The following is an 18,402-nucleotide window of genomic DNA, read 5'->3' as shown; positions in this document are numbered from 1 at the left end:
GACCGTGTGCGCGGTTGTGCCGTTCGCGAGCCGAGAGCGGCACATCAGCGCACACCGCACCCTGGCCCTGACCGGTCGGCGCGCCCACGCACGCAGGGCGGCCTCGGTCCGGGCGCGTGCGGACTCCGCGCTCTGCGCGACCGTCCAGTCCCGCTCGCCGGCCGTCCGGGTGGCGAGCACTTCCCAGCTCTGGCGAACATCGGTCCCATCGAGCAGGAGTGCGTGGATCCCCCAGGTCCACGTACCGCGGTCGGTCAGACCCCGGGTGACGCCGACGTCCAGTCCTGGCAAGGCGGCCTCGTGCCGGGCGGGCAGCTCCTCGGCGTCCGCGCTCGCCTGCTGCAGCACGGCACCCCACACCTGGCGCCACGCGGCCTCCGCCTCACGACGCGGCACCGCACGATCTCGCAACCGCGCGAGGAGCCTGGCAGACCACCTCCACCGTGGACGTGCCGGCTGGCCGGACACCTACCGCTCCGCGAGCAATCGGAAGGCCTCGGCGAGCGCATCGGCGTCCAGCCGCGACCCGAGCCGCTCCGACGCCTCCCGGTGCGGCGCCAGATCGGCGTTCTCGAACCGGTCCCCGTGCGCGCCGGAGTGCACCAGCCCGGCCAGGGCCTCGTCTGCGGCGACCCGGTCCATCCAGCGGGTCCACTCCTCGTCGCTCTCCTGCCCGCTCGGGCTGGGGTCGGGAGCGGACAGCACCGCGTAGAGGGCACGCAGCCGCGCCTGGCGGTCCTCGGCGGTCACGGCCGCACCGCGGTGGGCTCGCGCTCGAGCGTGACGCCGAACTTCTCCTGCGCGGTCGCGACGATCCTGTCGGCGAAGGCGAGCAGTTCGGCGGCGGTGGCGCCGTCGGAGGTGGTGAGCGCCAGGCTGTGCCGCGACGAGGTCCCCACCCGTCCATCGCGAGTGCCGCGACCGAAGCCGGCGTGCTGCACCAGCCAGGCGGCGCTGAGCTTGACCATCCCCTCGCTCGCCGGCCAGCTCGGGCAGCCCTCGACCGCCTGCTCCACCGGCACGATCGGGTTGGTGAAGAAGGAGCCCGCGCTGCGCGAGTCGGGGTCGGCCGGGTCCCAGACCATGCCCTTGCCGCGGCGCAGCCCGAGGACCGCCTCGCGTACCTCGGCCAGCGGCGCCCGGTCGCCGATCTCGACGCCGAGCGTGCGGGCCAGCTCCGCGTAGCCGACCGGCATGGACAGCTCCCCGGGCGTCAGCCGGAACGTCACCTCGAGGACGACGAACCGGCCCGGCTCCCGCTTGAGCCGGCTGTCCCGGTAGCCGAACCCGCACTCGGCCGGCGTCAGCGTGCGCTCGGCCTTCTCGGAGCGGTCGTACACGCGGACGGCGGTGATCGTCTGCGCGACCTCCTGGCCGTAGGCGCCGACGTTCTGCACCGGCGTCGCCCCCGTTGACCCGGGGATCCCCGACAGCGCCTCCATCCCGGCCAGGCCGTTCTCGACCGTGTGGGCGACCAGCGCGTCCCAGTCCTCGCCGGCCTGGACGGTCAGCCGGTCGCCGGTCCGCTCGATGCCCCGGGACCGGACGGCCACGACGTCGCCGGGCCAGCCCTCGTCGGGTGCGATCAGGTTCGAGCCGCCGCCGATGAGCAGCAGCGGGCGGCCTGCCCCGTCGGCGTCGCGGACGGCGGCGACCAGCTCGTCCGCCGTCTCCACCTCGACCAGCCGCTCTGCGGGGCCACCGACGGCGAGGGTGGTGAGCTCCGAAAGGGGGACGTCCGCTCGCACCTGCACGTCACGACGGTAGCCGGGACTACCCTTCCCCCCGGTGAGCGAGGCGGGCAACGAGCACAAGCAGCGGGCCTCGCTGTCCCCTCAGCCGCAGCGCAGGGCCCCGCGGCTCGCCGCCGGACGCGCTCGCGCCCTGGGCCTCCCGACCCGAGGCACCACCAACGCCAACCGGCTGCGCAGGGTCGACCGCTGGCTGGTGGCCACCCAGGTCCCGCGACTGCGCGACTCCGCACGCCCCCTCGTGGTGGACCTGGGCTACGGCTCCTCGGCGGTGACCACCCTGGAGCTCGTCGAGCGCCTGGGCCCGGAGGTCGACGGCCTGGAGGTCGTGGGCCTGGAGATCGACCCGGAGCGGGTGAGGGCCGTCGAGGCGGACCGGGACCCGCCGCGGGTGGACTTCCGCATCGGCGGGTTCGAGCTGGCCGGGCTGCGCCCGGTGGTCGTGCGCGCGTTCAACGTGCTGCGGCAGTACGACGAGGAGTCCGCGGCCCGGGCCTGGGAGACGATGCGTGGCGCCCTGGCGCCCGGCGGTCTGATCGTCGAGGGGACCTGCGACGAGTGGGGACGACGGTCGGCCTGGGTGGCCCTGGACGCCGACGGGCCGCTCACCCTGACGCTGGCGGCCCGGGTCTCGGACATCGCGACGCCCTCGGACCTCGCGGAGCGGCTGCCCAAGGCGCTGATCCACCACAACGTGCCCGGACAGCCGGTGCACGAGTTCCTGCGCGCCCTCGACGCCACCTGGGCCGCCGCAGCCGGCATGTCCACGTTCGGACCCCGCCAGCGCTGGGCCGCCGCGGTCGGGGCGCTCGGCGAGCAGGGCTGGCCGCTGGTGGGCTCGAGCCGGCGGTGGCGGCACGGCGAGGTGACGGTCCGGTGGTCGGCCGTCGCCCCGGTCTGACACCGATGCGGGTCCCGCCCGGCCCGACCCCCGTGGCCGGAGGTACCGCCGAGCTCCTGGGCGACGCCGACCGCGACGGCGCCTGGGTGCTGATGGTGAACGGCACGCCGCAGTCGCACGTCGACCTCGACGACCCCGCGCACCTGGAGTTCGAGTACGTCCGCCGGATGGGGCACGTGCTCGATCTGGCCGCGGAGCCCGGGGCGGCGCTGGACGTGGTCCACCTCGGCGGTGGCGCGCTCACCCTCCCCCGCTACGTCGCCGTCACCCGGCCCGGCTCCCGGCAGCGGGTGGTGGAGATCGACGAACCGCTCACCGGCCTCGTCCGGGAGTACCTGCCGCTCCCCCGCAACGCCCGCATCCGCGTGCGGGCCGCCGACGCGCGCGAGGCGCTGCAGTCCATGCACCCCGGCAGCACCGACGTCGTGATCACCGACGTCTTCGCCGGCGCGCGGACACCGGGGCACCTGACCAGCGCCGAGTTCGCCGGGGAGGTCGCGCGCGTGCTGCGCCCCGGTGGGGTCTACGCAGCGAACGTCGCCGACGGGCCTCCGCTGCGCTTCGCCCGCGCGCAGGTGGCGACGCTGCGCACGGCCTTCCGGCACGTCTGCCTGCTGGCCGAGCCCGGCACGATGCGGGGTCGCCGCTTCGGCAACCTGGTCGCCGTCGCCTCCGACGCCGAGCTGCCGGTCGCTGCCCTCACCCGCGCCTGCGCCCGGGACCCGATGCCCTCCCGCGTGGTGGAGGGTGCCGACCTCGACCGTTTCGTCGGCAGGGCCCAGCCGGTCACCGACGCCGACGCGCAGCCCTCACCCGAACCGCCCGAGGGCGTCTTCGGCCGCTGACCGGGCCGCCCGGCGGCCTAGGGTGGGACGGGTGACGACACCTGCACCGCGAGGACTCCGTCGGGACACCCGGAACAAGGTCCTGGGTGGTGTGTGCTCGGGCCTGGCCCGCCAGTTCGGGCTGTCGACGAACGGCCTGCGCCTGGCCTTCGTGATCTCCTGCGTGCTCCCCGGCCCGCAGATCGTGGCCTACCTGCTGCTCTGGCTGCTCATCCCCGCCGGCTGACCGGGCGGGCGCGGGTCAGCGGGGCCGGCATCACCAGCTGTTGCCGCTGCTCAGCCCGCGCACCGCGGGGCGCACGTCGACCAGGTACACGACCGCGGCGATGACCGCCGGCAGCCCGAGGAAGCTCAGCAGTCCGAAGCCTTTGATGACCAGCCCGGCCACGGCCGTGATGCCCACCCAGGCCGGCTTCGTGAGCTTGCCCGTCGCCACGTAGGCGTTCGCCGGGCGGATCAGCGCGTCGACGAAGGCCCAGACGGCCAGCGCCAGCGCGCCGTACTTCAGACCGGCCATCAGGAACGCGTCGAAGTGGCGCATGGGGCAAGGCTACCCGCGGGACGCTGCCGGACGGGGTCGCCCGCACGAGCGGTCACCCTGTGGTGGGTCGGGTGCGGACGCGACAGGGCCCCGGAGCGCCGTAGCAGCTCCGGGGCCCTGGTTCACGGGACCGGGTGAGGTCAGTTCTTCTTGGCCGGCACCGCGGTCGGGTCGCTGCGCCGGGCGGAGCGGGCGCGGGTCACGCGGGCCGAGGTGGTGGCGACCTTCTTGCCCGCGGCGGCGCTGCTCTTCTTGGCCGTGCTCTTGGCCTTCGGCGCCGGCTCCTCCTCGGCGACCTCGGCGACGGAGGCCTTGGTCGACTCGGCGGTCTCGCGGACGGTCTCCTCGGCCTTGGCGGCGGCCTTGGCGGCCTTGCCCGCGGTCTTCTGCACGATCGAGGTCAGCTCGTCGGACGCGTCGGTCACGGCCTCGGCAGCGTCCTCGAGCGCCTCCTCGAGGGTGTCCTCGACGGTGTCGACGGCGGCCTCGGCGCGACGCACGATCCGGCGGACGCCGGGCTGGCGACGCAGCTCCTCGACGACCTCGGCGCCACGCTCGGCCAGCTGCTCCACCGTGGTGGCGGCAGAAGTGCGGGCGACCTCGACCAGGCCGGCGACGGTGCTGCGCAGCGCCTCGGGACGGACGGCGGTGGCCAGCTGCTGCGCGGTGGTGCGAGCGGTGTCGGCGGCCTCGGTGGCCCGGGTGCGGGCCTCCTTGACGGCCAGGTCGGCCTGGACCTGCGCCTCACCGGGGAGCGCCTCGGCCTGCGAGCGGAGCGAGGCGATCGCGGTGCGGGCACGCTCGACGGCCAGGTCACCGGCGCCGACGACGGCCAGGAGCGGGGTCCGGGCCTGCTCGGCGAGGGTGCGGCCCTGGGCAACGGCGAGCTCGCCGTACTGCTTCACGGTCTGGGTGGGGGTCATGTCGACTCCTTCGGGGTGTGGGGTGGGGGTTCAGCCGGCGGCCGGCGCGGTGGCCCGGTGCTCCCGGACGTAGGTCTCGTAGAGCTCGAGCAGCACGGCCTTGTGTCGTTCGGACAGCGCGTCGTCCGAGCGGATCGCCGCCACGGTGTCCGGGTTCCCGGAGCGCCGGTCGAGGATCCCCGCCTGCTCGTAGAGCGATTCGGCCGAGATCTTCAGGCCCCGGGCGATCGAGGCGAGGATCTCCGCTGACGGCTTCCGGAGACCCCGCTCCACCTGGGACAGGTACGGGTTGCTGACCCCCGCGCTGCGGGCCAGTTCGCGCAGCGACACCCGGGCAGCACTGCGCTGCTCGCGGATGAAGTCCCCCACCGACGAGCTGACGGCGGAGACGCTGGGCGCCTCGGCGACCGTCTCGGCCACGCTGCCGGCGACCCGGTCCACCTTCTCGCGGACCGTCGTCACCTGCTCGCGGACGAACTCACCGGGGGTCTGCACGTCACCGACGCTAGCCCCGAGTGCTAGCAGTTGCAAGCGGAGGAGTTAGCACATCGGCGTGAAGACCCTCACACGACGAACGTGCCGTTCAGGCGTTTAGATCCGCGGATTCCCGGACGTCGCCGACCACACCGTCGCCGCCGCCGACCGGTGTGCGCGCCCAGGGAGCAAGCACCTCGGCCGGAACGCCGAGACGGCGGAGCCCGGCGGCGAGGGCGGGTGTGCGTCCGCGGTCGCCGCCGTCGTCGAGCTTGAGCGCGACCACCCCGGCCCCGGGCAGCGCGGCCACGTGCACGCCGTCGGCGCCGCCCTTGACCAGCAGCCCCGGGACCGCGCGCATGAGGTCGGTGTCCTCACGACCGGTGCCGGCCACGAACCACGGGTTCGCCCGCATGGCGTCGGCCACCGAGCGCTCACCGGTGCCCTCGGCCGACTGCACCAGCGAGAGCACCCCCCGGGCCAGCCCCGTCACCGAGAGCGCGTGCTGCGGCGCTCCGCAGCCGTCGACGACGACCGCCGTCACCGGCTCGCCCGCGGCCTCGGCCAGCCGCGCCTCGATCGCCTGCTGCAGCGGGTGCTCCCGGGACAGGTAGCCCTCGGTCGGCCAGCCGGCCGCCACGCAGGCGGCGAGCATGCCCGCGTGCTTGCCCGAGCAGTTCATGGCCAGCCGCTCCGGGGCGCGCCCGGCGGCCAGCCAGGCCGCCTTCGTCGGCTCGTGCTGCGGCAGCGCCGGCGGGCAGCCGAGCGCCTCGGGGGCCAGGCCGGCCGCGGCCAGGATCGCGGCCGCGGTCTCGCGGTGGCCGTCCTCGCCGCTGTGCGAGCCGGCCGCGATGGCCAGTTCCTCGCCCGAGCCCGGCGTCCAGCCGGCCGCGAGCAGAACCGTCGCCTGCACCGGCTTGTTCGACGACCGGGGCAGCGTGGGCCGGTCCACGGCGCCGGCGGCGAAGGTCACCTGCCCGGCGGCGTCCAGGACGACGAGCGACCCCCGGTGCACCGACTCCAGGAACCCCGAGCGCCGGACCTCGACGAGGACGGGGTTCACCGGCCAGTTCAGTGTCGACCCTCGTCGGCGAGGAGGGCGGCCACGTCGGCCTCGCCGTCCCGGTAGCGGCGGCCCAGCTCGGCGGCCAGCCCGTCCATGACCTGCTGCACGCCGCGGCGCCGCTCCGAGAGGCCCTTCTCGGCGTCGGCGAGCGAGCGCGCGGCCGCCTCGAGCTTCTTGTCCGTCAGGTCGGTTATCGCCGACAGGTCCGCCCCGGGGGTCAGCGAGTTGACCCAGGACTCGTACTCCTCCGGGTTGGCCGGCTGCACGGTCTGGTGCCGCCCCAGACCGTGCGCGGGGCCCCGGCCCTTCTCGGCGAGGATCTCCGGGAGCAGATCGACCAGGGACCGCCCGTCGTGCTCGGCGCGGCGCTGCAGCTCGCGGCGCACGATGTCCAGCCGCCCCTGGAGCAGGCGGCGGGTGTAGGAGAGGTTGACCTCCTGCTGCTCGGCCTCGCGGCGCAGCCGGCGCACATCACCCATCGGCCGCTGCACGGCGCTCTCGAGGAACGACGGGTCCAGCAGCGCGTCGACGGCGGCACCCCCGGCGGGGGACGGCTTCGGACTCACGGGGCGGCCTCCTGGTGCGTGGTCGACGGGCGCCGGGCGAGCGTAGGTCAGCCGCCCGCCGCGGTCACTTCCCGATCGTCGCAGACCGGAGCGCCCGGATCCGGTCGCGCGCCGCCGCCCGGGTGTCGTCGAGGTCGGCGGGCGCGTCGTCGGGGTCGATGGCGGCGGTGGAGCCGCCGACGACGAGCGCGGCATCGGGGGCGACCGACTGCTTCACCAGCGCCAGCGCGACGACGCCCAGCTCGTGGTGGCGCACCACGGTGCCGACCCGCCCGACGGCGCGCGTGCCCGCGAGCACCTCGGCCCCGGGCTGCGGCAGGTCCTCGCTCACGCCGTCGAGGTGCAGGAGCACCAGTCGCCGCGGCGGCCGGCCCAGGTTGTGCACCCGCGCGACGGTCTCCTGCCCGCGGTAGCAGCCCTTCTCCAGGTGGACGGCGGTGCTCAGCCACTCCAGCTCGTTCGGGATGGTGCGGTGGTCGCTGTCGACGCCGAACCGCGGCCGGCGGGCCTCCACGCGCAGTGCCTCGAACGCCGACGAGCCCGCGACCACGGCCCCTGCGGCGAGCAGGACGTCGGCGACCGCGGCCAGGTCGGGGCGCGGGACCACGAGGTCGAACACCACTGCCCCGCCGTCGCCGATCGCCGGCATGCGGCGCACGAACCCGGCACCGTTCGCAGCGACCGCGTACTCGCGCTCCGGGACGGGGAGCCCGGCGGTGGCCAGGACGGCGGGTCCCTGCGGGCCGACGAGGCTCAGCACCCCCCACGCCCCGGTGACCAGCTGCGGCTCGACGCGGAGCATGAACCGCATCCGCTCGAGGGAGGCGAGCAGCGCCGCGCCCGTGCCGGGCTCGACGTCGGCCCAGGTGGTGCCGCCGAGCTCCGCGACCACGAGGTGGTGCTCGACGTGCCCGTTCGGGGACAGCACGAGCGCCTCGCTGCCGGCTCCGTCCCCGAGCTGCTCGAAGTGCTGGCTGGTGATGCTGTGCAACCAGGACAGCCGGTCGGCCCCGGGGACGACGAGGACGTCTCGGTCGCTGCGGTCGACCAGCCCGGCGCCCTCGGCGAGGCTCCACTGCTCCCGCAGCGGGTCGCCGTAGTGCAGCGCGACCGCGCCGCCCTCCTCCGGCACGGCGCCGGAGCGGGACAGCAGGGGTGAAGGGGTCACGGTCACGGCTTTTCCTCAGCGGCTCGTTCGCGGCAGTTCCGGCACGTCCCGGACAGGGCGACGTGGCCGACGTCGACGGTGAAACCCAGATCGGCCGCCAGACGTTCCGCCGCCTGGTCCAGCAGGTTCGGAGCCGCGGACGAGATCTCTCCGCACGAGGCGCACACGACGTGCAGGTGCGGACGCTCCGCCGCGTGGTAGACCGGCGCCCCGCGGCCCAGGTGGGTGTGCCAGACCAGGCCCAGGCTCTCCAGCAGTTCCAGCGTGCGGTAGATCGTGGAGGTGTCGGGAGCGCTGCCACCCGGTCCCGCCTCGTCACGCAGCCGCGCGCCGATGGCCTCCGGCGTCGCGTGCGCCAGCGCGCTCACGGCGGCCAGCACCCGGGCCCGCTGAGGAGTGAGCCGCAGCCCGCGCGCCCTCAGCTGCTCGGCGAGCGGCGCGGCGACCTCCTCCGGACCCATGCCGTGAGCCTATGCCGCGGGTGCGGCAGGCTGGAGGTCGTGACGGAACAGCGCAGGGTGGCGGTCTGGCGCGACGGCGCGGCGGTCGCCGTGCCCGCCGACCAGCCGGTGGTGACGGCGTTCGACCAGGGCCTGGCCCGCGGCGACGGTGTCTTCGAGTCCGTGGCCGTGGTGGACGGTGGCACGCCCCGCCTCGACGCCCACCTCGCGCGGCTGGTCCGCTCGGCCGGGCTGCTGGACATCCCGCACCCCGGGGACGCCGCCTGGCGCGCGCTGATCGACGCGGTCCTCGCGGACTGGCCGGCCGCCGACGAGGGCGTCTGCCGCCTCTTCCTCACCCGCGGGCCGGGTGAGGGCCACGAGCCGACGGCGCTCGCGCTGCTGGCCCCCGTGCCCGCCGACACCCTGGGCCAGCGCACCGAGGGCATCTCGGTGGTCAGCCTGGGCCTCGGCGTCCCGGCGGACTTCCGCGCCTCGGCACCGTGGCTGCTCGGCGGCGCCAAGACGCTCTCCTACGCGGTCAACATGGCCGCCCAGCGCCACGCCCACGCGGTCGGGGCCGACGACGTCGTGTTCACCAGCCTCGAGGGCCGGCTGCTCGAGGGGCCGACCTCCTCGGTCGTGTGGGCCGCCGGCGGCACGCTGCACACCCCGCCGCTGGACACCGGCATCCTCGCCGGCACCACCCAGGCGCGGCTCTTCGCGCAGGCCGAGGCCGACGGCTGGCCGACCGCGGTCACCCCCGGAACGGTCGAGGACCTGCACGCCGCCGACGCCGTGTGGCTGCTCTCCGGTGTCCGGGGTGCCGCGGCCGTGCACACCCTGGACGGCGTCCGGCGCGACGACGGGGGCCTGTCCGCGCGGGTGCGGGAGCTGCTCGCCCGGTAGCCTCGGCAACCGGTGCGCCGGGAAGTCTGGTCGGCAACGTCCTTCCCGACCCCTCCCCTGGAGCCGCCCGCATGTCCTCCCCCGCCACCGGTCGCCTGTTCGGACGCGGCTCCTGGACCGAGGCCAGCCGGATCGCCTCGGTGCTCCGCAAGGAGACCGTCGGTGGCGTCCTGCTGCTGGTCGGCACCGTGCTCGCGCTGGTCTGGGCCAACTCACCGTGGGCGGAGGCCTACGAGTCACTGCGCGACACGGAGGTCGGGCCCTCCTCCCTGCACCTCGACCTGCCGCTGGGCACCTGGGCGGCCGACGGGCTGCTGGCGGTCTTCTTCTTCGTCGCCGGCCTCGAGCTCAAGCGGGAGTTCGTCGCCGGCGACCTGCGCGACGCCGGCCGTGCGGCACTCCCGGTCGCCGCCGCAGTGGGCGGCATGGCGGTGCCGGCGCTCCTCTACGTCCTGGTGAACCTCCGCGACGGCGGCGCGCTGGGCGGCTGGGCGATCCCCACCGCCACCGACATCGCGTTCGCGCTCGCGGTGCTCGCCGTCATCAGCACCCACCTGCCGAGCGCGCTGCGCACGTTCCTGCTGACGCTGGCCGTCGTCGACGACCTGCTGGCGATCACGATCATCGCGGTCTTCTACACCTCCTCGCTCGCACTCACCCCGCTGCTGCTCGCGCTCCTCCCCCTGGCACTGTTCGGCCTCCTCGTGCAGAAGCGCATCCGTTCCTGGTGGCTGCTGATCCCGCTGGCAGTCCTCACCTGGGTGCTCGTGCACGAGTCCGGCGTGCACGCCACGGTCGCCGGGGTGCTGCTGGCCTTCACCGTCCCGGTGATCCGCAGCCAGGCCGCCGGTGGCCCCGAGGCCGGCCCCGGCATGGCCGAGCACTTCGAGCACCGGTTCCGCCCCATCTCGGCGGGCGTGGCCGTGCCCGTCTTCGCCTTCTTCGCCGCCGGCGTCACCGTGGGCGGCCTCTCCGGGCTCACCGACTCCCTGACCGATCCCGTCGCCGTCGGCATCGTCGTCGGGCTGGTCGCCGGCAAGGCCGTCGGGATCACGCTGGCCACCTGGCTGGTGGCCCGCTTCACCCGTGCCCGGCTGGCCGAGGACCTCAGCTGGTGGGACGTGGTCGGCCTGGCCCTGCTGGGCGGCATCGGGTTCACCGTCTCGCTGCTGATCGGCGAGCTGGCGTTCGGCCAGGGCAGCGAGCGCGACGAGCACGTCAAGGTGGGCGTCCTGGTGGGCACGCTGACCGCTGCGCTGCTGGCCACCGTCGTCCTCCGGGCGCGCAACCGCATCTACAAGCGCATCGCGCTCGAGGAGACCACCGACGTCGACAGCGACGGCATCCCCGACGCCTGGGATCCCGTCGACGACCGCGTCCCGGAGGGGACGCGAGGCTCCAGCGACACGCCGTCCGGTGGCCCGACCAGGCCGTTCGCCGACAGCTGAGCAATCCGGTTGCAGGGCCCGCTCCCCCGGTCGTACTTTCGACGTACACGAGAGAGGAGGTGGTCCGTAACTTGCTGAGCTACAGGACTCGTGAGGTGGCTGTCCGCTAGCCGCCGTCCAGATGGGCCGCCCGTCCGGCGTGGAAGCCGGACGAGAGGCACGAATCGCCCGTCCGTCGTACGGCGGCGAGCGAGAACCGGACAGTCACCCGACCCCCGGGCCGCCGACCATTGTCCAGTCGGCCCGTGTGCTGCTCCCCCTCACCGAGGGCTGGGCGCCGCGGAACAGCCCGGGGGTTGTCCGTTCCCCGGGGAGGTCAGGTGCAGCTCGGCGGCCTGCCGATCCTGCGGGACGTCGCCGTCGGCACCTGGATCGCCGAGGCGGTCGGTCGCGCGCACTGGAGCACCGTCGGGTCGCTCGTGCCGGCACTGTTCCCGGCCTACGCACGGGTCCTGCACCCGGCCTACCGCTACGACGGCGACGACGACGTCGAGATCCCCTGGGCGGCCGTCGCCCGGTTGAACGGGACGACCGCACACCCCCGGATGCAGTGGCCCGCCGTCACCGGCGGCTGGGAGTACGCCAGCGAGGACAGCCAGCCGCCCACCTGGGACGGCACCCCCGCGGAGGGGCACCTCCCGGGCACGGTCGCCGCCCGGATGGTCGCCGTGCTGAGCCGCCACACCAGCACCCCCGGGGACTGCTGCTTCGGCCGGTGGACCGGCTTCGGCTACGACACCGCCGAGCTCCGTGGCGCCCCCCGCCTGCCGCTGCCCCGCGCACGTGACGTCGTGCTGGCCCACGGCTCGGTCGCCGACGCGGTCCGCAACCTCGCCCCGGAGCCCTCGGAGCAGAGCGCCAACCTCTGGTGGCCGGCCGACCGCGCGTGGGTCGTGGCCACCGACATCGACCTGATGAGCACCTACGTGGGCGGGAGCGAGGCCTGCGTCGCCGAGCTGCTGGCCGCCCCGGGCCTGGAGGTCGTGCCCGCCGACCCCGGTGACCGGGTCGGCCACGCCGACGACCCCGTGAACCCGGTGCCGCCCCGCGGCTGACCGACCCCGTCCCGTTACAGCTGGGCCAGCTCCGCCTCGAGGTCGTCGAGGCCCAGCGAGCCCTGCGACAGCGCGGCCATGTGCCAGGCCTTGAGATCGAACTCGGCGCCCCGGGCCCGCTGCGCCGCCTCCCGGCCCTGCCGCCAGGCCCGCTCGCCGAGCTTGTAGCTGATCGCCTGCCCCGGCATGCCGAGGTAGCGCACCAGCTCGCTGTCCAGGAAGGCGACCTCGGCCCCGGAGTGCTCGCCGAGGAACGCCCGCGCCAGGTCCGGCGTCCAGGGGCGGCCGCGGTGCTCGGCCAGCGCGCCCTCGGCGTCGTCGGGGATCGGCAGCTCCAGGTGCATGCCGATGTCGATGACCACCCGGACCGAGCGCAGTTGCTGCGCGTCGAGGAAACCGAGCCGCTCGCCCGGGTCGCGGAAGTAGCCCAGCTCGTCCATGAGCCGCTCGGCGTAGAGGGCCCAGCCCTCCACGTTGGCGCCGACCGAGCCCACCGAGGTCTGGTAGGTCGAGAGCTCGCCGGAGACCAGCGCCCACTGCGCGAGCTGCAGGTGGTGGCCCGGAACGCCCTCGTGGTACCAGATCGACACGAGGTCCCACAGGGGGAACCGGGTGCGGCCGAGGGTGGGCAGCCAGGTGCGCCCCGGCCGGGAGAAGTCCTGCGCGGGGCGGGTGTAGTACGGCGCCGCGGCACTGCCGGGCGGAGCGATCATCGCCTCGACCTGCTTCACCGGGTCGGCGAGGTCGAAGTGCGTGCCGTCGAGCTCGGCGATCGCGTCGTCCATCATCTGCTGCAGCCGCTCGCGGATCGCCTCGACGCCCTCGACGGCCGGGCCGGACGTGGCGAGCCAGCGCATCGCCTCCATCGGCGTGGCGCCCGGCTGCACCTTCTCCGCCTCGACCCGCTGCTCGGCGAGGATCCGCCGGTGCTCGGACCAGCCCCAGGCGTAGGCCTCCTCCAGCCCCCGCCCGGCGCCCAGGTCCGACCCGGTCCACCGCCGGGCCGCGACGGCGTAGCGCTCCCGGCCGACGGCGTCGGGAGTCCCCGCGGCCAGATCCGCGTACTCGTCGCGGAGGTAGTCCCGGATCTCGGCGACGGCGGCGTCGGCCGCACGGGCCGCCGCGTCCAGCTCCCCGCGCAGCGCGTCGGGACCGGGAGCGACGAACCCGGCGAAGTACGGGCCGGCCAGCCACTCGTCCAGCTGGGCCACGACGGTGCGCACCTGGCGGGGGGCGACCAGCAGACCGCGCCGGGCGCCCTCGGCGAGGGTCTCCCGGTAGCCGCGGTAGGCCTCGGGCACTCGCGCCATCCGGCGGGCGAGCACCGACCAGTCCTCCTCGCTCGACGTCGGCATCATGGAGAACACCTGGCGCATCGAGTGGATCGGCGTGAACAGGTTGTTCAGCGACCGGAAGCCCTCGCCGGCCTCGTGCGCGGCCAGCTCGGCCTCCAGCCGCTCCCGCAGCAGCCGGGCGCAGCGGCGCTCGACCGGGTCGTCCTCCAGTGCCGGATCGGCGGCCAGCACGCGGTCGAGCTCGGCGAGCGTCGCGCGCGCCAGCCGCGCCTCGGCCTCCAGCCCGGCCGGGCTCGTGTCGGGCAGCCGGTCCTCGCGGGGGCGGGTGCCGAGCGCGGTACCCAGCGTGGGATCCAGCTCGGTGGCGGCCTCCACGTAGGCGTCGGCGACCTCGCGCGGGGTGGTCGGGCGGGTGGGCGATGGCGCGGTGCTCGGCGTCATCGGAGGCGCTCCAGGCGGGCCGACATCGTCGGGCGCAGCTCGCCGTCCCCGACCGCGCGGTCGACGGCGTACATGAGCGCGCCCTCGACGATGCCGTACAGCCGCACGGAGCGGGTCACCTCGGGAGCGTCGGGCGTGCGCGCGACGACGTCGCTGCTCAGCTCCCAGCTCGTGGTCGTGCGCGCCGTTCCGACGTAGATCTCGACCAGCCCGTCGGGCGAGGCGACCAGCAGCTCGACGTCGTCCTCACCGATCGGACGCCAGAAGCCGGACTCCCGGACGTCGGGGCCGACGATCTTCCCGTCGTCGGTGAGCCGCCAGGTGCGCGATTCGTAGGCGAGGAACCCCCGGCCGTCGTGCGCGAACCGCACCCACTGGCCGAAGCGGTGGTCGCCGCCGGTGCCGGCGGCCTGGCCCTCACCGTGCCACTCGCCGAGCAGCGGCAGCACCGAGAGCAGCTCCGGGGGGACCTCCGGCCCGCTGCGGACGTCGGCGGTGTCGGGAACCGGCAGCTCGGTCTCCCCGCTCATCGCCGCGCCGCCTTCGGGCTACGGGACAGCCGGACCGCCCCGTAGCCGGAACCCAGCGCCGCGCAGGCGGCCAGGACGACCAGGACCCAGGCAGAAACCATGGGAACCACCGTAGTGACGCACCCGGCCACCGGCCGCACGGTGGTGGACCGTGGTTCCGGGACGACGAGCCGAGGAGGGCGCATGCCGTTCACCGGGAGCCATCCCGCCGCGGTGCTGCCCTTCCTGCGCACCCCCCTGCCGGCCTCGGGACTCGTGGCCGGCAGCCTGGCACCCGACCCGAGCCCCCGCGCCGCCGGCTTCGCGGCTGCCACGGCCGGAGGGGGCGCCGCCGCGGGGGTCGCCCTGCTGCTCGCGCCGGCCCGGCGCCTGGGACCGACGGCGGAACGGTCCTCCCCGATGCGGTGAACCCGACAGGGAACGTTCCTGGTGGTCACGGACGTTGTGGGGCAGGCTGGGACGAGCCCGGACACGAGCACGAGGAGCACACATCGAGATGGCCGAGGCCGCCCCTGGAGGGACGGCGCCGACCACGGCGGACGAGGCACTGCCCGGCACCCCGTCCTGGTACTCGGTGCTGCACGACTCCGCGTTCATGTTCGCCTCCGTGTGCGACCTCGACGGGCGGTTGCTGACCGCCAACCTCCTGGCGCTGGAGGGCTGCGGGTTCGACCGGGGCGAGCAGCTCGGCCTGCCCTTCTGGCGCACCGGCTGGTGGGCCGGCAGCGTCGAGGTGCAGCAGCGGGTGGAGCACTGGTTCCGGGGCGTCTCCGGCGGCGGGGAGCCGGTCCGCGCCTCCACCCCGTACTTCCTCGCCGACGGCACGGAGCGGGTCGCCGACTTCACCCTGCAGCTGGTCCGCGAGGGCGACGAGCCGCAGTACGTGCTGGCCACCGGCATGGACATCACCGACCGGCTGGAGACCGAGCGCACCGCCGCCGAGGCCCGCGCGGCCGGGGCGGAGGCCTCGACCCTCCGGCAGGTGGCGGCCAGCCGCGCGCGTGACCTCGACGCGCTCCGGGAGACCGAGGCCAAGCTGACCCGGGCACTGGCGCTCAGCGAGCGCGTGCTGGCCAACGTCGGTGACGGCATCTACGGCCTCGACGCCGACGGGCGGGTCGAGTTCGTCAACCCGGCCGCCGCGGAGCTGACCGGCTACCCGGCCGACGAGCAGCTCGGGGAGGACCAGCACTCCCTGATCCACTCCCACCGGCGGGACGGCTCCCCCTACCCGCGGGAGGAGTGCCCGGTCTGGCTGGCGCTGCGCACCGGCCGCACCGTCATCGCCGACGACGAGACGTTCTGGCGCCGCGACGGCTCGCCCATCCCCGTCGAGATGGTCGTCGTCCCGACCGAGGAAGGCGGCGTCCAGACCGGTGTGGTCGTCTCCTTCCGCGACCTCACCGAGCGGCTCGCGGCCCAGCAGCAGGCCGCCGAGCTCGAGGCCCTCGCCGCACGGGCGGCCAGCGATCGCGCCCTGTCGGATCGGTTGCAGCAGTCGCTGCTCACCCCGCCGCCGGAGCCCGACCACCTCCAGATCGCCGTGCGCTACCGCCCGGCGGCGCACGAGGCGCAGGTCGGCGGCGACTGGTACGACGCGTTCCTCCAGCCCGACGGCGCCACGATGCTCGCCATCGGCGACGTCGTGGGCCACGACAGCAACGCGGCGGCCGCCATGGGCCAGCTCCGCGGTCTGCTGCGGGCGCTGGCCTACGACTCCGACGACGCGCCCGCCGCCACCCTCACCCGGGTCGAGCACGCCGCGCAGGGGCTGGCCGTCTCGACCCTCGCCACCGGCGTCCTGGCCCGCATCGAGCGCCACCCCGACGTGCCGGTCACCGGCGCCCGGCTCCTGCGCTGGAGCAACGCGGGGCACCCGCCGCCGGTCCTGCTCGCGCCCGACGGGACCGTCACCGAGCTGACCAGCCGGCCGGAGCTGATGCTGGGGATCGACCCCGACGCGCCGCGCACCGACCACGTGGTCGACCTGCCCGACCACCACACCCTGCTGCTGTTCACCGACGGGCTGGTCGAGCGCCGGGACATCGACCTGGACGAGGGCACCCGCCGGCTGCACGAGGTGCTCCGAGACCTGGGCGACCGGCCGCTGGAGGACCTGCTCGACGAGGTGCTCGCCCGCCTGGTACCCGAGGCCGGCGCCGACGACGTCGCGATCGTCGCCGTCCGCACCTTCCCGGAGGACCGGCCCCGGCCGCCGGAGGCCGGTCCCAACCGGCTGCCGCCCACCTTCGGCTGAGAACGCGACAGGGCCCGCCCTCGCGGTGCGAGAGCGGGCCCTGCGGCTTTCCTCAGGCGTCGAGGACGACGGTGGTCTCGTTCAGGCCAACCTCGGCCTCGATCACCCGCTGCCCCTTGCCGCCCGGGGCCAGGGCGCGCAGCTTCCACTCGCCCGGGGCGGCGAAGAACCGGAACTCACCCTCCGGGCTGGTCACGACCTCGGCGGTGAACTCGTCGGTGCCGTCCAGCAGCCGGACGTAGGCACCGGCCACCGGCGCACCCTCGTGCCACACCGAGCCCTGGATCACCGTCTGGGTGCTCAGGTCGATCCCCGCCAGGGCACCGCCCTGCTTCGGCGCTCCGCACATGTCAGCTCACTTCTCGATCGGGACGCCGACCAGCGAGCCGTACTCGACCCAGCTGCCGTCGTAGTTCTTCACGTCGCTGTTGCCGAGCAGCTCGCGCAGCACGAACCAGGTGTGGCTCGAGCGCTCGCCGATGCGGCAGTAGGCGATGGTGGGCTTGCTCGGGTCGAAGCCCTGCTCGCCGTAGAGCTTGGCCAGCTCCTCGTCGCTCTTGAAGGTGCCGTCCTCGTTGGCCGCCTTGCTCCACGGGATGTTGATCGCCGTGGGCACGTGGCCCGGGCGCTGCGACTGCTCCTGCGGCAGGTGGGCGGGGGCGAGGATCTTGCCGGAGAACTCGTCGGGCGAGCGGACGTCGACGATGTTCTTGCTGCCGATGGACTGCACGACCTCGTCGCGGAAGGCGCGGATCGACAAGTCCGGCTCGGCGGCCTGGTACTGGGTGGCCGGGCGCTCTACGGCGTCCTTCGACAGCGGGCGGCCGTCGAGCTCCCACTTCTTGCGGCCGCCGTCCATGAGCTTCACGTCGCGGTGGCCGTAGATCTTGAAGTACCAGTAGGCGTAGGCGGCGAACCAGTTGTTGTTGCCGCCGTAGAGCACGACGGTGTCGTCGTTGGCGATGCCACGGGAGGACAGCAGCGCCTCGAAGGCGGACTTGTCCAGGTAGTCGCGGCGCAGCGGGTCCTGCAGGTCCTTCTTCCAGTCCAGCTTGACGGCGCCCTCGATGTGGCCGCCGTCGTAGGCGCTGGTGTCCTCGTCGACCTCGACGAGGACGATGCCGGGCTGGCCCAGGTGCTCCTGGACCCAGTCGACGCTGACGAGCACGTCGGTGCGGCTCATGGATTTCCCTCCGGAAAGTCGGTGCGGTCGTGTGCGGTCAGATGCGGGCCGGCAGGGCCCGACGGGCGATCAGGTAGAGCTCGCAGCCCAGGCAGAAGCCCGTGGCCGCGTTGAGCAGGGCCGCCACCAGCGCGAAGCCGGTGGCGACGGCGCCGACGACCGGTGCGCCGAGCAGGTAGCCCGCCGCGCCGACGACGGCGAAGAGCAGGCCGACGACCTGGGCGAACCGCGGCGGCGCCTCCGGTTCGGTCTCGCGGACCCGGCCGAGCCGCGGCGCCACCACCCGGCGGAACAGCAGGCCGTACGGCGAACGCCGCAGCCCCGCGGCCGCGCCGACGGCGAAGACCGCCGCCTGGGCGGCGACGATCCACCCGCTACCGGCCAGCAGGGCGACGGCGAGGACGACAGCGGTGACGGTCGCGGCGAAGCGCGGGGCACGCACGTCGATCTGCGTGGGTGCGGTCATGGGAGTGAGGACCTTCGGACGGCGGACGGGGCACGTCTGGTCGGTCGGGGCGCCGACCTCAGCAGGTCGGACACAGGCAGCTGCCGACGCGGCACAGGTCCACTGTGCGGCGCGAGGTCAGCATGAGGCCCATGGGGCGAGGG

General features: G+C 74.8%; 22 protein-coding genes. 8 read left to right on the top strand and 14 right to left on the bottom strand.

Annotated features, from left to right (window positions below; translation table 11 throughout):
* Window positions 1-468: 468 nt before the first annotated feature.
* Complete coding sequence (locus DQ237_RS06280; protein WP_113798223.1) at window positions 469-750, bottom strand: hypothetical protein; 282 nt, start codon at window positions 748-750, stop codon at window positions 469-471.
* On the bottom strand, window positions 747-1,754 hold the full coding sequence (locus DQ237_RS06275) for a UDP-N-acetylmuramate dehydrogenase (protein WP_113798221.1): 1,008 nt from the start codon (window positions 1,752-1,754) through the stop codon (window positions 747-749). The genes DQ237_RS06280 and DQ237_RS06275 overlap by 4 nt, the downstream gene beginning before the upstream one ends.
* A 34-nt stretch (window positions 1,755-1,788) precedes the next feature.
* On the opposite strand from DQ237_RS06275, the gene DQ237_RS06270 reads away from it, so the two are divergent.
* From DQ237_RS06270 to DQ237_RS06260, 3 genes are read left to right on the top strand one after another with little or no spacing between them, the layout of a single operon-like run.
* Window positions 1,789-2,652 (top strand): class I SAM-dependent methyltransferase, encoded by an 864-nt coding sequence (locus DQ237_RS06270; RefSeq protein WP_113798219.1) that lies wholly within the window; start codon window positions 1,789-1,791, stop codon window positions 2,650-2,652.
* A gap of 5 nt (window positions 2,653-2,657) precedes the next feature.
* Complete coding sequence (locus DQ237_RS06265; RefSeq protein WP_113798573.1) at window positions 2,658-3,497, top strand: spermidine synthase; 840 nt, start codon at window positions 2,658-2,660, stop codon at window positions 3,495-3,497.
* Window positions 3,498-3,528: 31 nt separating this feature from the next.
* Entirely contained in the window at window positions 3,529-3,723 is a 195-nt protein-coding gene (locus DQ237_RS06260) for a PspC domain-containing protein (RefSeq protein ID WP_113798218.1), read from the top strand.
* Between the two features lie 30 nt (window positions 3,724-3,753).
* Here DQ237_RS06260 and DQ237_RS06255 read toward each other — a convergent pair whose 3' ends face one another.
* The 7 genes from DQ237_RS06255 to DQ237_RS06225 form a co-directional block, all read right to left on the bottom strand.
* Window positions 3,754-4,038 carry a DUF2516 family protein gene (locus DQ237_RS06255; protein WP_113798216.1) on the bottom strand — a complete coding sequence of 95 codons (285 nt, stop codon included), beginning with the start codon at window positions 4,036-4,038 and terminating at the stop codon, window positions 3,754-3,756.
* 140 nt (window positions 4,039-4,178) lie between these two features.
* Window positions 4,179-4,961, bottom strand: coding sequence for a hypothetical protein (locus DQ237_RS06250; protein WP_113798215.1), 783 nt, complete (start codon window positions 4,959-4,961; stop codon window positions 4,179-4,181).
* Between the two features lie 30 nt (window positions 4,962-4,991).
* On the bottom strand, window positions 4,992-5,456 hold the full coding sequence (locus DQ237_RS06245) for a helix-turn-helix domain-containing protein (protein ID WP_113798213.1): 465 nt from the start codon (window positions 5,454-5,456) through the stop codon (window positions 4,992-4,994).
* Window positions 5,457-5,544: 88 nt separating this feature from the next.
* A complete protein-coding gene (locus DQ237_RS06240; RefSeq protein WP_113798211.1) occupies window positions 5,545-6,498 on the bottom strand; it encodes an asparaginase in 954 nt (317 codons plus the stop codon).
* Between the two features lie 8 nt (window positions 6,499-6,506).
* Window positions 6,507-7,067 (bottom strand): aerial mycelium formation protein, encoded by a 561-nt coding sequence (locus tag DQ237_RS06235; protein ID WP_113798209.1) that lies wholly within the window; start codon window positions 7,065-7,067, stop codon window positions 6,507-6,509.
* A gap of 64 nt (window positions 7,068-7,131) precedes the next feature.
* Complete coding sequence (locus DQ237_RS06230) at window positions 7,132-8,235, bottom strand: folate-binding protein YgfZ (RefSeq protein ID WP_205730093.1); 1,104 nt, start codon at window positions 8,233-8,235, stop codon at window positions 7,132-7,134.
* A 2-nt stretch (window positions 8,236-8,237) separates the two neighbouring features.
* Window positions 8,238-8,696, bottom strand: coding sequence for a Fur family transcriptional regulator (locus DQ237_RS06225; RefSeq protein WP_113798205.1), 459 nt, complete (start codon window positions 8,694-8,696; stop codon window positions 8,238-8,240).
* Window positions 8,697-8,735: 39 nt separating this feature from the next.
* On the opposite strand from DQ237_RS06225, the gene DQ237_RS06220 reads away from it, so the two are divergent.
* From DQ237_RS06220 to DQ237_RS06210, 3 genes are all read left to right on the top strand, one after another.
* Window positions 8,736-9,584, top strand: a complete 849-nt coding sequence (locus DQ237_RS06220) for an aminotransferase class IV (protein WP_113798203.1) — start codon at window positions 8,736-8,738, stop codon at window positions 9,582-9,584.
* A gap of 71 nt (window positions 9,585-9,655) precedes the next feature.
* Entirely contained in the window at window positions 9,656-11,032 is a 1,377-nt protein-coding gene (nhaA, locus tag DQ237_RS06215; protein ID WP_113798201.1) for a Na+/H+ antiporter NhaA, read from the top strand.
* Between the two features lie 320 nt (window positions 11,033-11,352).
* Window positions 11,353-12,087 carry a hypothetical protein gene (locus tag DQ237_RS06210; RefSeq protein ID WP_113798199.1) on the top strand — a complete coding sequence of 245 codons (735 nt, stop codon included), beginning with the start codon at window positions 11,353-11,355 and terminating at the stop codon, window positions 12,085-12,087.
* Between the two features lie 14 nt (window positions 12,088-12,101).
* Here DQ237_RS06210 and DQ237_RS06205 read toward each other — a convergent pair whose 3' ends face one another.
* Window positions 12,102-13,823, bottom strand: coding sequence for a DUF885 domain-containing protein (locus DQ237_RS06205; protein WP_113798197.1), 1,722 nt, complete (start codon window positions 13,821-13,823; stop codon window positions 12,102-12,104).
* Entirely contained in the window at window positions 13,820-14,353 is a 534-nt protein-coding gene (locus DQ237_RS06200; protein ID WP_113798195.1) for an FABP family protein, read from the bottom strand. The genes DQ237_RS06205 and DQ237_RS06200 overlap by 4 nt, the downstream gene beginning before the upstream one ends.
* Before the next feature lie 183 nt (window positions 14,354-14,536).
* On the opposite strand from DQ237_RS06200, the gene DQ237_RS19890 reads away from it, so the two are divergent.
* Complete coding sequence (locus DQ237_RS19890; protein WP_205730092.1) at window positions 14,537-14,761, top strand: DUF4184 family protein; 225 nt, start codon at window positions 14,537-14,539, stop codon at window positions 14,759-14,761.
* Window positions 14,762-14,849: 88 nt separating this feature from the next.
* Complete coding sequence (locus DQ237_RS06190; protein ID WP_113798193.1) at window positions 14,850-16,610, top strand: SpoIIE family protein phosphatase; 1,761 nt, start codon at window positions 14,850-14,852, stop codon at window positions 16,608-16,610.
* Between the two features lie 52 nt (window positions 16,611-16,662).
* On the opposite strand, the gene DQ237_RS06185 is transcribed toward DQ237_RS06190, so the two are convergent.
* From DQ237_RS06185 to DQ237_RS06175, 3 genes are read right to left on the bottom strand one after another with little or no spacing between them, the layout of a single operon-like run.
* Entirely contained in the window at window positions 16,663-16,959 is a 297-nt protein-coding gene (locus DQ237_RS06185; RefSeq protein WP_113798191.1) for a DUF1416 domain-containing protein, read from the bottom strand.
* A 6-nt stretch (window positions 16,960-16,965) separates the two neighbouring features.
* Window positions 16,966-17,793 carry a sulfurtransferase gene (locus tag DQ237_RS06180; protein WP_113798189.1) on the bottom strand — a complete coding sequence of 276 codons (828 nt, stop codon included), beginning with the start codon at window positions 17,791-17,793 and terminating at the stop codon, window positions 16,966-16,968.
* A gap of 37 nt (window positions 17,794-17,830) precedes the next feature.
* Complete coding sequence (locus DQ237_RS06175) at window positions 17,831-18,259, bottom strand: DUF4395 domain-containing protein (protein WP_113798187.1); 429 nt, start codon at window positions 18,257-18,259, stop codon at window positions 17,831-17,833.
* Window positions 18,260-18,402 lie beyond the last annotated feature (143 nt).

The sequence above is a fragment of the Blastococcus sp. TF02-8 genome (genome assembly GCF_003319175.1).
In the GTDB taxonomy this organism is placed as follows: domain Bacteria; phylum Actinomycetota; class Actinomycetes; order Mycobacteriales; family Geodermatophilaceae; genus Blastococcus.
Note: the sequence above shows the minus strand (reverse complement) of the source record. Positions and strands in the feature narration are given on the sequence as shown.